Origin of the sequence: Paenibacillus sp. A3M_27_13 (genome assembly GCF_024213315.1) — a bacterium.
In the GTDB taxonomy this organism is placed as follows: domain Bacteria; phylum Bacillota; class Bacilli; order Paenibacillales; family Paenibacillaceae; genus Paenibacillus; species Paenibacillus polymyxa_B.
Map to the genome: position 1 here is coordinate 1 of NZ_JANAVE010000012.1, position 14,530 is coordinate 14,530.

Here is a 14,530-nt window from a genome sequence, read left to right on the forward strand (position 1 = left end):
TAAAAATATCTCTTGTTTGATTTTGCGAACAAAATCGTTTTACTCACTCGTTGTTCAGTTTTCAAAGATCAAACATTCTTTTTCGTTGATTCAGCTTGTCACTTCATCAACTCTTATATCATATCATGTCCGAACCAACTTTGCAAGCATTTTTTTGAAATCTTTTTTTGTAACACTCGCTCGCAACATTGTATTTCTTGGCCGGAATTAGAATATACCATATGCATATCCCTATTGCAAGCATTTATTAGATAAGATTTCACAATGCTTTATTTATTATTCGTTTTCCTTCTATATAATAGCTTCTTTGTATCTATCTGCGTCTAACTACAAAAAAAGAACCTCTTCCCTTAAGCAACAGGAAAGAGGTTCTGTGTTCTATATCTACTGATTATTCGGAGCCCATAAAGGCAAAGCGGATCACTACAATAATAGCAAGCACCCACATGAGCCAGTGAATTTTAACTTTATTGCTGGTAAACAGATTACTGAACACAGCCAGCACAACGTAAGACAGAATACCAGCAGAGATACCATTCGCGATTCCACCTGTGAAAGGCATTAGCACGATGGTCAAAAATGCAGGAAATGCCAACAGGAAGTTATCCCAGTCGATGTTGCGAACCTGACTCATCATTAGGACCCCAACGATAATCAGAGCTGGAGCAGTAGCGGCAGAAGGCACAACCAGAGCCAATGGTGCAATAAACAGGGCCAACAAGAACAGAACACCTGTCGTTACAGCAGTCAGTCCGGTACGTCCGCCTTCTTCTACCCCTGCGGAGCTTTCTACGAATGCTGTAATCGTACTTGTACCCAATACTGCGCCGGTACTTACGCCAACAGCATCCACCAGCATCGCTTTACCGATAATTTTCTCGCCTTTTTTCTTATCTTTCATTATACCCGCGCGTGTAGCTGTACCTACCAAGGTACCGAACGTATCAAACAACTCTACAAATGTGAAAATGAAAATGATATCAAACAGACCAATATGCAAAGCTGCTTTCAAGTCTAACTGACCTACAGCCAAATTACTGAAATCAGGAATCCAGTTGCCTGTTGTCAAGCTACTCAGATTTGTTACTCCCATCGGAATACCGATTAATGTAGTAGCTACGATCCCAATCAGCAATGCACCTTTGACCCGAACGACCATCAGTGCTGCGATAATAAGCAATCCGATTAGCGCCAGCAGTGCATCCTTTTGATGTACCAGACTTCCCAGAATCAAATTAAAAGCATGACCCGGAACCGGCTGACCAACATCTGTCCCTGGAACGATGCTCACCATAACCAGATTACAAAGCTTGAAGCCGACAATCGTAATAAACAAGCCGATACCCACTGTAATGGCTGTCTTTAAATTTTCCGGAACCGCAACAAGCAGCATCTGTCTTACTCGTGTCACGGTTAAAATCAGAAAGACGATACCGGATATAAATACAGCGCCAAGTGCCGCTTGCCAAGTAATCATGCCATTCGAACTCAGGACTACAGTCATAAAATAAGCATTCAAGCCCATACCCGGCGCCATGCCGATCGGCACATTAACGAATAAACCCATCAGTATGGTAACCAAACCTGCACCTACCGCCGTAGCAAAAAAGACAGCTTCACTGGGCATACCTGCTCCAGTCGGACCTAAAAAAGTATTGTTGACCACCAGAATATAAGCCATGGTCATAAAAGTAGTAATCCCCGCAATAATCTCTGTGCGGACGTTCGTGCCATGTTCCTTTAATTTAAAGAAACGCTCCATGAGTCGTAATTCCTCCTACGCAAAGCATACTCGTATTGTTATCGTTCGTTTGAAGTAATATTCGCATTCATATGCGCTATATTATTACATTCGTTATTTTAGGCTCTCACCTACTGCTTGTCAACAGAAAAAGCGAATGTTACAAATTGAACACATATGTATTGTTCGGAAAACAGAAAACCCGCAAGCTATTATTCAGCTGACGGGTTATGATTTAGAGGAATCAGAGATTTTTGTACTTATCAAAGGCATTCGCTGTGTCTGGTATATTTTCCAGATAAACGATCTTACCTTCCGCATCCAGCCGGGCCTTGTCCACTCCAGTAAGTGTATAAACTTCGCCTGTTGCTTTTTTACCACACACTGCCCATTTGGTTTGATAGGTATCAGGTTCTCTGGGTACAGGTTTCCAACCTTCATACATATGCTTGATTTCGAGCGATCCCTCAAAGAACATATTCAAGAAGCTTTTCCAACTGTCCATACCTTGTTTTCGATCACCATTCAATACAAACTCAATCTTCTCAGAAAAAAGGCTAATTAATCGTTCTCTACTCTTCTCGTCATCTTTTGCTAAATCATAGTAGTGAAAATATTCTTCTAAAATCTTCATCGTGTGCAATTCCTTTCGTGCTGTATATGTGTATGCGTCCTTATGAGAAGGTTATTGCAATTTTACCGACAGCGTGGTGAGTTTCGCTTAAAGCGTGTGCGTCATACAAACCTTTTTGTGAAAAAGGAAACGTAGCTCCTACTACCGATCTTACTTTCTTTTGCTCCAACAGATCGGCAATTTCCTGTAGTTGCTGTCCGTTGGGCTCCAGCCATATATTTTTGGCCGTTACGTTGTACTCCTTCACCAGCTCTTCGTCAAAATTGCTGACAATGGATATGATCCGTCCGGTATCCCTTTTCATTACCTTAAAGCTATTCTTCTGAACATCCCCACCCATCGTATCGAACACCACGTCCACATCAGATAAAACTTCCTCAAAACGAGTTGTACGATAGTCAATGATTTGGTCGGCTCCCAATGAAGCAAGCAATTCATGATTACGCTCACTGGCTGTAGTAATGACATAGGCTCCGGCCTGTTTGGCAAACTGGATAGCAAACATGCCTACGCCACCTGCACCTGCGTGGATTAATACTTTCTCCCCTTTGGTCAGTTGACCATGTGTAAAGAGCGCCTGCCAAGCAGTCAACCCCGCCAAAGGTACAGAAGCGGCTTCCTCCCAAGAAATTGTGGCAGGTTTACGTGCCAGCAGGTGATCGTCCACCAAGGTATACTCGGCATAGGTACCGAACCGTGTGGTGTCCGGGCGTGCAAACACTTCATCTCCCACTTTCCAATCGGTGACCTCGCTGCCTACTTCCGAAATAGTGCCGGCTACATCCCAGCCTAAAATAATCGGGAACTCCCAATCCATCATTTGTTTTAAGTAACCTTCACGCAGCTTCCAGTCAATTGGATTGATGGAGGTAGCCGCCACTTTGACTACAACCTGATGAGCCTGTGGTGTAGGAGTAGCCACTTCTCTTTCTTTCAATTCATCCTTGCTTCCATACTGATCTATAACGATGGCTTTCATATTCATTTCCTCCTCGCACATTTACATATTCTTTACATTGCTAGACATACGCTGTAGCACATCTGTCAAAGCCACAATTTCCTCATCTGTAAACTTACAGAGCAGCTTTTCCTGAAAGGCTTGTCTTTGCTCTGACAAAACTTGCAGCTCTTGAACCCCTAATTCGGTCAAACATATATAGGTCACACGCTTATCCTGCTCTTTTTTACTACGTAAAATCAGACCTTCCTCTTCCAGCCTTCTCAGATGTCGGGTTACTGCTGCACCATCCAGAACGAGCAGGTGTTGGAGTTCCAGCTGACTTAGTTCCTGACGATGATCAATATGATACAAAATTTCAACCTTGGTAAAGCTGGTTTTTAACTGTGCTTCAAAGGCGTTATTCATTTCTTTACACAAAAGATGCATGCGATAAAACAACTGGCTTTTTTCAGAGCAATGTTCGATGACAAACCCTCCTCCTAATACTTGACCTATCAATTGATATATCAAGTATTATACACCCCCTCTAAAAATAAACAAGCCCTGAGACAAGTCTATATATACAAATCCTACAATCACAAAAAAATGCTCAAGCTAAACGAATAGCCTGAGCATTCTAGAATTTTGTAGTTAGTAGGGTCATTCGATAAAACGATGAAATGGTCCAAATTACAGTGTATTCATAAATCCCATAATACGGGCCGCCATCCGCTCGTGGCCTGCCTGATTCGGGTGCAGGCCGTCAGGAACACCATTTTCCCCTGTAAAGTACATCTGTTTATGTACAGGCAATAGTGGTTGAATTCCGGCGATATTCCACAGATCGCAGCACGGGAAAGAATAAAGTGAGGCCACTTCTCTCACGGCCTGTGCATACGCGCTATAGACTTGACCAGTAATGGCATTAGGCAGATGCTCAGGAACCGTATCACTTGATCCGTGAGGCGGAGTCAAAAAGACGATCAGCTTGTCCGGGTAACGGTTAATTAGTCCTTCGGCAATATGCTTGAGCGCACCATAAAACGTACGCGTTTCTGTCGATGGCGTATCCAAGCTACCGAACGGTATTTCTCCCATCGAAAAATCGTTTCTTCCCCCCATAAAAAAGATCACGTCTGCATGAGGGCTCATTTTCTCATAACGCTCACACATCGGTTCAAAACCGCCGCTGGCTACACTGCTGCCGGATATGCCGTGATTCTCAAAGGTTAGGAATCCCAGTGCGTCGCTCACAAGGTGGGGGTAAGGCTTTTCTCCATCACGCAATTCATATCCAAACGTAATGCTATCGCCCAGAAATACAGCATGGCTGCCTTGGTATTTGCCTTGATTGATTGTCATTCGATATCTCTCCTATCTATTAGATCGTATTGTTGATTTCGATAAATTTATGTTCAATCGCTGTCATTTCGTGATTTGACCGGGTTATTAAATATGTATCCATATAGCCGAAGGTTGGGGGAGCGGGCAAATAGGATGTTACTTTAAATTGCCGCGCCAGCTTTTTGGACATGAGGGTGATTCCCATTCCCATCAAGGAAAATTGCACCATCGTATCAAACACACCGACCTCTACCACCTCGCCATGAGTCAATTGCATGTCCTGATACATCTTCTTTAAATACGTGAGATACAGGCAACCATCCGACAATATGATAATAGACGCTCCTTGGAGTACCTGTTTGAGATCCGAGCCTTCATGTATGCCTTTCCCCACCAGCACCAGTTCTTCACGGCATAATTTTTGATAATGAATATACGGGTTGGCGGGATACCCTGTAACAAAAGCAATATCGAGTTCGCCGTCAAGGATCAATCGCTCCATTTCCGTCGTGGTTCCGGTTTTTAATGTAACCGAAGCCTGCGGATACAACTCGTATACCTTCGTAAGCGCCCTCGTTGTTTCGCCCGCCACGATGGACTGCATGGTACCGATGCGCAGCTTTTCCTCCTGCGGTCTCATTTTCATCTCCGTGTCTTGCCATAGCAACAACATTTGCTTGAACTGAGCATACAAGGTTTCTCCTGCGGGTGTCAGCTCCATACCACGGGGCTTTCGGTAAAATAACGCTGTGCCGTAATGGGCCTCCAGCTTCTTTATTTTGGCCGTCATATTCGATTGCAGGTGATTCAACTTTTGTGCTGCTTCTGTCAGGCTTCTCAGCTCTGCCACCGAAACAAATGCCTGCATATTTTCAATATCCATCCCTTCACCTCCCATCAAATAAAATGATACCTGTATCATAAACAAGCATTATTATTTATGAGTTAAGTGTATTATATTGGCCTTGGATGCTATTTTCCACCCTCATTTTAAAAATCAGGAGGTATGGCAACATGATCAAAAAGAAGATTCGTGTAGGTATCGTAGGAGGTTCGATGAATAATAAATGGGCCAGTCAAACGCATATTCCGGCTTTGCTCAAGCACTCGAACCTGGATATCACTGCCGTCGGTACCTCTCGTATGGAGAGTGCGCGACAAAGCGCAGAAGAAGTAGGTGCGGCACTAGCTTTTGATGATTCCAAAAAGCTCGCAGCTTCCGAGGATGTGGACATGGTCGTGGTGAGCGTAAAAGTTCCCCATCATTACGAGGCGGTGATGGCGGCAATTCAAGAGAGAAAACATATTTTTTGTGAATGGCCCTTGGGGGCAAACACTGCGGAAGCTGCTGAAATGGCCAAAGCGGCGGAACTGGCAGGCATTCATCATACCGTCGGCTTGCAGGCACGGCAGGATCTTGAAGTGCAAACGATGAAAAAGCTCGTGGAGGGCGGAGAGATTGGTGAAATTATATCCTGTCATATGCAAGTAGCTACTCCCGGCAAAGGAGGACAAGTAAATCAGGACACTGCTTATCTGCTGAATAGAGCCAATGGGGCTAATCTGCTCACGATTAATGGCGGGCATTCCCTGGATGCGCTGCAATACATCGTTGGCGAATTCCGCGAGCTATCGGCCATCACATCATCCCGTTATCACGAAGCCACTATTCAGGAAACGGGTGAAGTCATTTCCAAGGATACAGCCGATCAGATTCTGATTCACGGAATATTGGAAAAAGGAGCACCGGTATCCGTTCACATTCAAGGTGGAGTGAGTTCTAAGTTTGAGATAGAGATTCAAGGAAAAAAGGGCATTTTGCGTTTGTCACAGAATCCTTCGCTTGGGCATGTTCAATTCGGGAATCTAACGCTCGAAAAACTTGTGTACGATCCAAGCAGTACGCAGAGTCATGGTCCTAATGGTGCTTTTGAACAAATAAGTATAACTAGAGAGCCTAATATAAGCCTGGATTTCCCAAGAGAAGGGGTAACCCTAAATGTAGCCAAGGCTCATTATGTTTTTGCCGAGGATATTTTGACACACACCCGTCTCGCTCCCGATTTCAACCATGCCTTAAAGCTGCATCAGCTACTGGACCGCATTGAGGAATCGGCTGCAACTGGGAAAAAGATCGTATGGTAAGGTAGTATTATAAAAAAGAACCTTTAACACCACGATAGATGTGGAGCTAAAGGTTCTTGATCTTTTAAAATCATGCATTCTCGACCTTTATACTGTCACTTTCAACCAAAATAACTTCCGCGTTGCTGATTGGATATAAATTTAATTGGCTGCCATATTCCTCAATGATGCTCTCCACCGCTTTTTTAAACGGGATGTTCGTATGGTGGGGGACTGGATAGAATTCAATTATCCCGAGCGCAATAAAGGAATCCAAAGCAGGCGCCTCCTCCACATTGTCCATAAGTCGGGCATATTCGATATTCGGTGATAAAATCATCGAACCTGCCGATTCGCCTATATATAACTTCCCTGCATTAACTTCATCAGCAATGATTTTGTCAGCCCCGGTTCTTCTCAACTCTTGAAGTAAATAAAATGTGTTGCCTCCGGTAATATAAATATAGTCATTTTCTCTAATTTTACTCTCTATTTCGTTCAATGTTGCTGTGCCGATTTCGATTTCATCCACGACTAATCCTAAATTCTCTAATGCTTTTTTCCCTGAATCCACATAAAACTTAACTTTCTCTGGAATACTTGCGGTTGGGATGAAGGTGACTTTTTTTCCTTCTAAGTTTTCACCAGCGAAATGGACTAAGCATGGTGCAACATCCTTAAATGAGGACGACAGAAATAATTTTTTCATCTCTTTATTCTCCTTAGAACAGCGTTTAATAAAACGAGATATGCAACACTTTAATCTAGGTACATTATAAAATATATTAGTATCAAAACATGACACCATTAGAGCATGACATGAAAAAGAAGTGAACGTTTAATTTCATACTTGATTTAAGCTATTTATAGCTTGAATCTAATAAAACCATATAAAAAAAGGAGACATTACCATTGAATAATATCTCCTTTTTTCAGCTTCATATTCCGTTTTGCAACAATAAATGACTTCATATCTCCGCCGCATGAGGCAATGCTGTTCGCCTTTAGCTAACCCCCGTCGATTGAGGTTGCCGTACAGTAAACTTTCCCGAGCAAAGGTTCGACCTGGCACCCGTAAAAAAGACTCCAACCGCATAGCGATATTTCGCCGATACGGAGGAGTCCTGATGTTGTATTGGTAAATCTTAAAGGATTGATGGTTACGGCGCGGGAGTCTCCGCGTTTATTCCCACTCAATCGTTGCTGGTGGTTTGGAGGTGATATCATACACGATGCGATTCACGTTATCCACTTCGTTTACGATACGTACCGAAATTTTCTCCAGCACATCCCAAGGGATACGTGCCCAGTCGGCGGTCATACCGTCGATGGAGGTTACTGCACGAATACCTACAGTGTAAGAATACGTACGAGCATCGCCCATAACGCCAACACTCTTCATATTCGGCAAAGCGGTGAAGTATTGCCAGATTTCCCGGTCCAGACCGGCTTTAGCAATCTCCTCGCGCAAAATGTAATCCGACTCACGAACAATGGTTAGCTTGTCCTCTGTCACTTCACCCAGCACACGAATGGCAAGACCCGGACCTGGGAACGGCTGACGCCATACAATCTCAGGTGGCAGTCCGCATTCTTCGCCGACTTTACGCACTTCGTCCTTGAACAGGGCATTCAACGGCTCGATCAGCTTGAACTTCATGTTCTCCGGCAAACCACCCACATTATGATGGGATTTAATGGTCTGTGCCGTTGCTGTTCCGCTCTCTACAATATCCGTATACAGTGTACCTTGTGCCAGGAAAGTAAAATCGTCGAATTGAGAAGATTCTTCCTCGAACACATAGATAAACTCGTTACCGATGATTTTACGTTTTTGTTCCGGATCATCAACTCCTGCCAGCTTGGACAAGAAGCGCTCACGTGCGTCAATTTTGACAACTTTCATATCAAATTTACCAACGAACGTCTCCATTACACTTTCGGCTTCACCTTTGCGCAGCAATCCATGGTCAATGAACATACACGTCAGTTGGTCACCGATCGCTTTGTGAATAAGCATCGCTACAACAGAAGAATCCACGCCACCGCTTAAGGCACACAATACTTTCTTGTCGCCAACCTGTTGACGAATCTCACGAATTTGATCTTCAATGAACGATTCCATGGTCCAGTTGCCTTCACAACCGCACACTTCATAAAGGAAGTTGCTGATCATCTCGTTACCTTGAACGGAATGACGTACCTCTGGATGGAATTGCACCGCATACAGATTCCGCTCCAGGTTACTCATCGCGGCAATCGGCGCACTCTCTGTTCCTGCATCTAGTGTAAATCCGGTTGGCAGATCTGTAACGTGATCCCCATGGCTCATCCATACGGTTTGACGAGAATCCAGTCCTTTAGCCAAGCGGGCATCCTGATTGAATTGCACGTCTGCTTTGCCATACTCACGCTTGCCCGCACGTTCTACCTTACCATCCAGTTGGTGAGCCATCAGTTGCATGCCATAACAAATACCAAAGATAGGGATGCCAAGATCATAAATTGCCCGATCCACCTGAGGAGCATTGTCTGTATATACGCTGGAAGGTCCGCCTGAGAAAACAATCCCTTTTGGCGCCAGCTCTCTCAGCTTCTCCGCAGGCGTATTGTATGGAAGTAGCTCGCTATATACACCGAGATCCCGAATTCTTCTTGCGATTAACTGGTTGTATTGTCCTCCAAAATCGAGAACTACAACGATTTCATTAGGCTTATTCATTACCGTGCCTCCCTCAATTGTTCGTTTCATTATACGCAACGATAAAACAAGACGTCAAGAAATCAACCGGAGTTGAGTGGGCATGAAAAGATTGTTAAAATGAATTGATTCTAAAATACTCAATCTGTTCGTAGGAGTGTAAACGATGGATGTGCTGAAGTGGATCGCGCAATTGTTCGAAGAATACGGCTACGGCGTCCTTTTTTTCGGCTTGCTGCTTGAGTTTATTGCTTTACCTTTTCCCGGGGAAACCACAATGGCTTATGCGGGATATCTTTCCTATGCCGGTACCCTGGATTTCGGTAAACTGGTGCTGCTAGCTTTCTTGGGCACAACCATCGGTATGACTATTACCTACTTTATCGGAAAGTGGGCTGGACTCCCCTTTATTCAGAAATACGGTAAATGGGTTTTGTTATCGCCGGACAAGCTTCAGAAAACACAAAAATGGTTTCAACGATATGGATACTGGCTTATTTTCCTTGGATATTTCATTCCCGGTGTCAGGCATTTTACCGGTTATTTTGCCGGAATTATTGCTCTTTCTTTCCGTAAGTTTGTCTTGTATGCTTACAGCGGCGCTTTATTCTGGGTCATCCTCTTTCTAAGCATCGGCAAGCTGTTTGGTCCCCAATGGGATGTCATTTTCCATTTGGTAGAGCTGTATGCACTGCGAATTGCGGGAGCCGTTGGGTTCATGATCCTGCTGTATATTATTTACCGGTGGAGAAGCTTCCTGTTTAGCTCGCTACGCAAATCCGAAAAATCAGTGAAAACCAGCAACAAGGATGACTTGAAGTAGTCAAACTCCTGCTGCCTTACGGTTACGAGTCCTTGCATAATACATTGAAATCACGATAGATATCACAACAAACCCCGCGCCTCCACCCAAGCCCAACATACGCGGCTCCATCATTTCAATCGCCACCCCTGCTCCAAACATAGACAGTCCGATGATACCTTGGCTCCACGCCGTCAGCATGCCCAACATGACCACAATGGACCCTGTAAATACAATGGGGTCTCCCGCATTAATAATGTATCCAGACAAATGCCCCCCTACCCCGCTAGCAACCAGACCCGCGCCCAAAGCGGCTTAAAACACTCCAATTCCGGCATCGTCCAGCCTGAAATCCTGCACTGCATATAATTAGTTGTTTATCTAATTTATAAAAATCACTCTATAAACCGTCAAGGCATAAATCCATATATTCAGAGCATACTAAGCCAAGAAACTCCAATATCGGAGGATTTTACGTATGCCAAATCAGAATAAAAGTTGTCCAGTTACTCATGTGTCCTCTAACTTGAGGGATAATGTAAACCATATTGAAAGCTCCTTTGGAAACAGCGGGATTTAATCATTAAAGAGCTATTATGGATGCAAAAATGGCCAGCGGCTTTGTTTTATATCAATGGTCTGATTAACACTCAATTACTCCATGATTCCGTTCTGCGTTCATTAATGCGGGAAAACGAACATCATGTACCAGAGGGCGCGGAACCATTCGACTATTTAAAGGATCAAGCATTGATTGCTGGTAACTCAGGTAGTTTGGAGGAAATGGATATTACTGGTGTTTACTGTAGGCTTTTAGTCGCGTTAGTGAGATGCTGTTATCTGTATATGTATTCATTTTCTGTGGTAACGGCTTGTTCATTCCGCTTATATTATGGGGTATTTACCTTTGCCAGCAAAAGTGGAAGCATCGGCAAAACACATCTGGAAATTAACAAAAACCTTTTGAAACCAATGCGCCTGAAAGCACGATCCGGTTTCAAAAGGTTTTCTTTTGTTCTTCACTTACGCCATATCCTGAATGTATGCCAGCGCAGCATCAATATGTCCTTTCACTCTTAAACCACGCCATTCATGAATTAGGATACCATTTTCATCAATAAGGAACGTAGACCGAACTATGCCCATGTACTGCTTGCCGTACATCTGTTTTTGCTGCCATACACCATACGTCTCAGCCACCTGATGCTCTTCATCAGATAACAACTGAAAAGGGAGTCCGTACTTTGCAATAAACTTGTCATGCTGTTTGAGTGGATCAGGGCTTATCCCCAGAATCACCGTGTTCAAGCCTTCAAACTCCGTATGTTTATCCCGAAAATCACAAGCCTGGGTCGAGCAACTAGAGGTCAAATCCTTGGGATAGAAATACAACAATACCCTACTGCCTCGATAATCAGACAGCTTGACACGCTTTCCCTCACTCCCAGGCAATTCAAAATCCGGTGCCGGTTGTCCAATAACGGTAAATGTCGTGGACATCTCATCATCTCCTTTCTTGTGGGGGTTCTTATGTGATCCGCCCTATGAGCCTGCGCCCCTGTAACGGCGAATCCCCCAGTTCCATGCCAGTAAGCCCAAGGTCAGAAAGACAATCCCCATCACAGGAGTTAAGAGCGCCATATGGCGCATGTCCTCTCGGTGAAGGAATAGGGAGGCTGGATATACACCAACAAAAGCAAACGGTAGTATCCAAGTCAGCACAACCTGAATGGCTCGGTTATAGATCGTTACTGGATAACGTCCGTAGCCCTGAATATTGTACATGAGCGGGATAATTCCTGTAGGCGCATCCGAAAAGAATGAAAGAGATGTCAATATGGTGTATATGCCCGTATAGATCGCCACGGCACTTAGGCTCAAAACGATCAGCGCTGGTACGAACCACCACTCCATAGCCAAATCCATCTGTGCCCCGCTGATTCCCATAATAATCAGACCGATCACTGAGCCCACCAGTGCAGGCGGATCCACATTTTCAAGGAAAATCTGGAACAGATTATACGCGGGACGGGTCATTACCCGGTCGAGTTCACCTTTCACAATGTAACGCTCGCTAAAGTTCCAAAGGTTGACAAAACAACTGAATAGTCCGTATGGAACCATGAAAAATCCATAAACGAACACGACTTCATTTTCACTCCAGCCGCCCAAACTGTCTGTATGCATAAAAATAACCAGGATAAAAATAAGATTTGTGGCCTGAAACAGCAGGTCTGAAATCACTTCTACCCAAAAGTCGGCCCGATAGGTGAGCCGTGACTTCATGTAATTTTTTAAATATTCGCTAATGAGACCCAAATAGTACATCATCGGCTTACCCTCCCTGCACGAACAGACGTCTGCGCGCCAGTCGCCAAATGATGATCATCGGCACGAGCAGAACGACCAGCCAAATGATTTGGATACCCAGTACATTCCAGATGCCAACGCCTTTTACACGTCCCGTAAATACAGAGCCCGGCAAATAGGTAATCGCCTGAAACGGCATCCATTGGGCGATCGTCGCCAGCCAGCCTGGAAACAAACTGATTGGCAAAATCAACCCAGAAAACAGATCTACAACTACGCGCTTCATACGCATCATGCCCTCATTATTTTCGATAAAAAAGGCCGTTAACCCCGTAATAATATTGATCTGAGTGTTGATCAGAAAGCTGAAAAACAGCATGACCAGAAAACCAACCCAGGCTACCGGGTCACTGGGGAGTGTCACTGGAAAGAGCAGCATCGCAATCGCCATGCCTGGAATCATAAACAGCAGAAAACGGAACATTCCCTCGCCGAGTCCTTGCATAAATTTAACAAGTACATAGTTATAAGGTCGGATCATCTGAATTGCAATGCTTCCATCACGTATATCCGTCGAGATTTCACGATCCAGATTGTTAAAATAAAAGGCTCTCGCCATCCACGATACTGCTACATACGTCGTCATCTGAGCAGCGGTAAAACCTCCAATGCTACCCGCATCGCCATATATCGCTTTGTATGTGAAATAATATACGCCAATATTCATGCAATAAATAAGGATTCCTGAATAATAGTTCACACGATACGCAAGCATCGTGAGAAATCGGATACGAATAAAATCGGTGTATACGCTAAGCATGAACTTTGGCCTCCACTATCGGATTGCCCTGGCGTTCAGCCGAACCAGACTGATAGATACTGCGGACGATATCATCCGTGTTGGTTTCAATGATTTTGATATCCGTAATATCCGTGCGACCGACTACGCAAGCGAGAACATCCGATACATTAATATGAAGAGGAATCCATACTTTGGCAGCCAAATCATTATCCATCGTCCAAGCCAGTGGCATATCAGCAGTCCATGCCTGTAATTGTTCCAACTGGGTCGATGTGCCGAACTGGAACCGCACTTCTCGACCTGTCCCCCAACGCGCCTTCAGATCCTCCAGACCACCATCATAAATGATATTTCCATCATCCAGCATAATGACGCGCGAGCACAGCGCTTCAATATCCTGCAAATCATGGGTTGTCAGCAAAATAGTCGTACCATAATCCCGATTCATGTCCTTTAGAAACTCGCGGATTTCGGACTTTACCATAATATCGAGCCCAATGGTCGGCTCGTCCAGAAAAACAATGGACGGATTGTGCAGCAAGGCTGCTACCAACTCACAGCGCATCCGTTGCCCGAGACTAAGCTTGCGTACCGGGCGGCTTAGCAGATCCTGCAATTGCAGTCTCTCTACCAGCTCATCCAGCCTGCGTTTGAAGTCCGTAGCCGGAACCTGATATACTTTCCGCAGGAGTTGAAAAGACTCGATCACACCGATGTCCCACCAAAGCTGGCTGCGCTGACCGAAAACAACACCAATGTTGCCTACAAATTTCTCGCGTTCCTCATAGGGAACATAACCGCCTACCTTGAGATGTCCCGATGTCGGCACGAGAATGCCTGTCAGCATCTTAATCGTGGTGGACTTTCCGGCGCCGTTCTCACCGATATAACCGCATATTTCTCCTTGCGGAATACGGAAGGATATATCTTTGACCGCGGCTACCTCGTTGTATTCGCGGGCGAATAAATCAAGGAAGGCACCTTTTAAGCCCTCGCGATTTTTTTGAACCTTAAATGTTTTGCGCAGATCCTGCACATCAATTGCCAGCATGTTATACCTCTCAATCAGGATTTGTAAAATCCATAGTTAAATTGATTGTGCTCCAAAAAGAAATTATAATGTAATGAACTG

The 14,530-nt window shown here is 44.5% G+C and carries 16 protein-coding genes; 3 read left to right on the forward strand and 13 right to left on the reverse strand.

Features of this window, described 5'->3' with window-relative positions:
- Positions 1-391: 391 nt before the first annotated feature.
- The 6 genes from NLX82_RS25370 to NLX82_RS25395 form a co-directional block, all read right to left on the reverse strand.
- A complete protein-coding gene (locus NLX82_RS25370) occupies positions 392-1,762 on the reverse strand; it encodes an NCS2 family permease (RefSeq protein WP_023987039.1) in 1,371 nt (456 codons plus the stop codon).
- Between the two features lie 223 nt (positions 1,763-1,985).
- Positions 1,986-2,375 carry a nuclear transport factor 2 family protein gene (locus tag NLX82_RS25375; protein WP_023987038.1) on the reverse strand — a complete coding sequence of 130 codons (390 nt, stop codon included), beginning with the start codon at positions 2,373-2,375 and terminating at the stop codon, positions 1,986-1,988.
- A gap of 40 nt (positions 2,376-2,415) precedes the next feature.
- A complete protein-coding gene (locus NLX82_RS25380; protein ID WP_053324647.1) occupies positions 2,416-3,354 on the reverse strand; it encodes an NADP-dependent oxidoreductase in 939 nt (312 codons plus the stop codon).
- A 21-nt stretch (positions 3,355-3,375) separates the two neighbouring features.
- A complete protein-coding gene (locus NLX82_RS25385) occupies positions 3,376-3,846 on the reverse strand; it encodes a MarR family winged helix-turn-helix transcriptional regulator (protein ID WP_023987036.1) in 471 nt (156 codons plus the stop codon).
- A 159-nt stretch (positions 3,847-4,005) separates the two neighbouring features.
- A complete protein-coding gene (locus NLX82_RS25390) occupies positions 4,006-4,677 on the reverse strand; it encodes an SGNH/GDSL hydrolase family protein (protein WP_254349231.1) in 672 nt (223 codons plus the stop codon).
- A gap of 19 nt (positions 4,678-4,696) precedes the next feature.
- Positions 4,697-5,542 (reverse strand): LysR family transcriptional regulator, encoded by an 846-nt coding sequence (locus NLX82_RS25395; protein ID WP_254349232.1) that lies wholly within the window; start codon positions 5,540-5,542, stop codon positions 4,697-4,699.
- Between the two features lie 131 nt (positions 5,543-5,673).
- Between NLX82_RS25395 and NLX82_RS25400 the strand changes: the two genes are divergently transcribed.
- Entirely contained in the window at positions 5,674-6,804 is a 1,131-nt protein-coding gene (locus tag NLX82_RS25400; protein WP_076160657.1) for a Gfo/Idh/MocA family protein, read from the forward strand.
- A gap of 70 nt (positions 6,805-6,874) precedes the next feature.
- Here NLX82_RS25400 and NLX82_RS25405 read toward each other — a convergent pair whose 3' ends face one another.
- Complete coding sequence (locus tag NLX82_RS25405; protein ID WP_028540990.1) at positions 6,875-7,492, reverse strand: Type 1 glutamine amidotransferase-like domain-containing protein; 618 nt, start codon at positions 7,490-7,492, stop codon at positions 6,875-6,877.
- Positions 7,493-7,966: 474 nt separating this feature from the next.
- Complete coding sequence (gene guaA, locus NLX82_RS25410; protein WP_023987031.1) at positions 7,967-9,505, reverse strand: glutamine-hydrolyzing GMP synthase; 1,539 nt, start codon at positions 9,503-9,505, stop codon at positions 7,967-7,969.
- Positions 9,506-9,650: 145 nt separating this feature from the next.
- Here guaA and NLX82_RS25415 point away from each other — a divergent pair, with 145 nt between their 5' ends.
- Positions 9,651-10,307, forward strand: a complete 657-nt coding sequence (locus tag NLX82_RS25415; protein ID WP_076160653.1) for a DedA family protein — start codon at positions 9,651-9,653, stop codon at positions 10,305-10,307.
- Here NLX82_RS25415 and NLX82_RS25420 read toward each other — a convergent pair whose 3' ends face one another.
- Entirely contained in the window at positions 10,308-10,556 is a 249-nt protein-coding gene (locus NLX82_RS25420; protein ID WP_143758233.1) for a hypothetical protein, read from the reverse strand. It abuts the gene before it with no gap.
- Positions 10,557-10,886: 330 nt separating this feature from the next.
- On the opposite strand from NLX82_RS25420, the gene NLX82_RS25425 reads away from it, so the two are divergent.
- Positions 10,887-11,366, forward strand: coding sequence for a hypothetical protein (locus NLX82_RS25425; protein WP_254349233.1), 480 nt, complete (start codon positions 10,887-10,889; stop codon positions 11,364-11,366).
- Here NLX82_RS25425 and bcp read toward each other — a convergent pair.
- The 4 genes from bcp to NLX82_RS25445 are packed head-to-tail and all read right to left on the reverse strand — an operon-like array spanning position 11,310 to position 14,449.
- Entirely contained in the window at positions 11,310-11,786 is a 477-nt protein-coding gene (gene bcp, locus NLX82_RS25430; RefSeq protein ID WP_076160646.1) for a thioredoxin-dependent thiol peroxidase, read from the reverse strand. The two genes, NLX82_RS25425 and bcp, sit on opposite strands and share 57 nt — an antisense overlap.
- 42 nt (positions 11,787-11,828) lie before the next feature.
- Complete coding sequence (locus tag NLX82_RS25435; protein WP_080710685.1) at positions 11,829-12,617, reverse strand: ABC transporter permease; 789 nt, start codon at positions 12,615-12,617, stop codon at positions 11,829-11,831.
- 4 nt (positions 12,618-12,621) lie between these two features.
- Positions 12,622-13,416 carry an ABC transporter permease gene (locus NLX82_RS25440; RefSeq protein WP_023987024.1) on the reverse strand — a complete coding sequence of 265 codons (795 nt, stop codon included), beginning with the start codon at positions 13,414-13,416 and terminating at the stop codon, positions 12,622-12,624.
- Positions 13,409-14,449, reverse strand: a complete 1,041-nt coding sequence (locus NLX82_RS25445) for an ABC transporter ATP-binding protein (RefSeq protein ID WP_023987023.1) — start codon at positions 14,447-14,449, stop codon at positions 13,409-13,411. The genes NLX82_RS25440 and NLX82_RS25445 overlap by 8 nt, the downstream gene beginning before the upstream one ends.
- Positions 14,450-14,530: the final 81 nt, after the last annotated feature.

Excerpts from the sequence above, each read along its gene's own strand:
- NLX82_RS25400 (WP_076160657.1), top strand. The coding sequence starts at position 5,674 with ATGATCAAAAAGAAGATTCGTGTAGGTATCGTAGGAGGTTCGATGAAT.
- NLX82_RS25445 (WP_023987023.1), bottom strand. The coding sequence starts at position 14,449 with ATGCTGGCAATTGATGTGCAGGATCTGCGCAAAACATTTAAGGTTCAA.
- guaA (WP_023987031.1), bottom strand. The coding sequence starts at position 9,505 with ATGAATAAGCCTAATGAAATCGTTGTAGTTCTCGATTTTGGAGGACAA.
- NLX82_RS25380 (WP_053324647.1), bottom strand. The coding sequence starts at position 3,354 with ATGAAAGCCATCGTTATAGATCAGTATGGAAGCAAGGATGAATTGAAA.
- NLX82_RS25425 (WP_254349233.1), top strand. The coding sequence starts at position 10,887 with ATGCAAAAATGGCCAGCGGCTTTGTTTTATATCAATGGTCTGATTAAC.
- NLX82_RS25395 (WP_254349232.1), bottom strand. The coding sequence starts at position 5,542 with ATGGATATTGAAAATATGCAGGCATTTGTTTCGGTGGCAGAGCTGAGA.
- bcp (WP_076160646.1), bottom strand. The coding sequence starts at position 11,786 with ATGTCCACGACATTTACCGTTATTGGACAACCGGCACCGGATTTTGAA.
- NLX82_RS25405 (WP_028540990.1), bottom strand. The coding sequence starts at position 7,492 with ATGAAAAAATTATTTCTGTCGTCCTCATTTAAGGATGTTGCACCATGC.
- NLX82_RS25370 (WP_023987039.1), bottom strand. The coding sequence starts at position 1,762 with ATGGAGCGTTTCTTTAAATTAAAGGAACATGGCACGAACGTCCGCACA.
- NLX82_RS25415 (WP_076160653.1), top strand. The coding sequence starts at position 9,651 with ATGGATGTGCTGAAGTGGATCGCGCAATTGTTCGAAGAATACGGCTAC.
- NLX82_RS25390 (WP_254349231.1), bottom strand. The coding sequence starts at position 4,677 with ATGACAATCAATCAAGGCAAATACCAAGGCAGCCATGCTGTATTTCTG.
- NLX82_RS25375 (WP_023987038.1), bottom strand. The coding sequence starts at position 2,375 with ATGAAGATTTTAGAAGAATATTTTCACTACTATGATTTAGCAAAAGAT.
- NLX82_RS25440 (WP_023987024.1), bottom strand. The coding sequence starts at position 13,416 with ATGCTTAGCGTATACACCGATTTTATTCGTATCCGATTTCTCACGATG.
- NLX82_RS25435 (WP_080710685.1), bottom strand. The coding sequence starts at position 12,617 with ATGATGTACTATTTGGGTCTCATTAGCGAATATTTAAAAAATTACATG.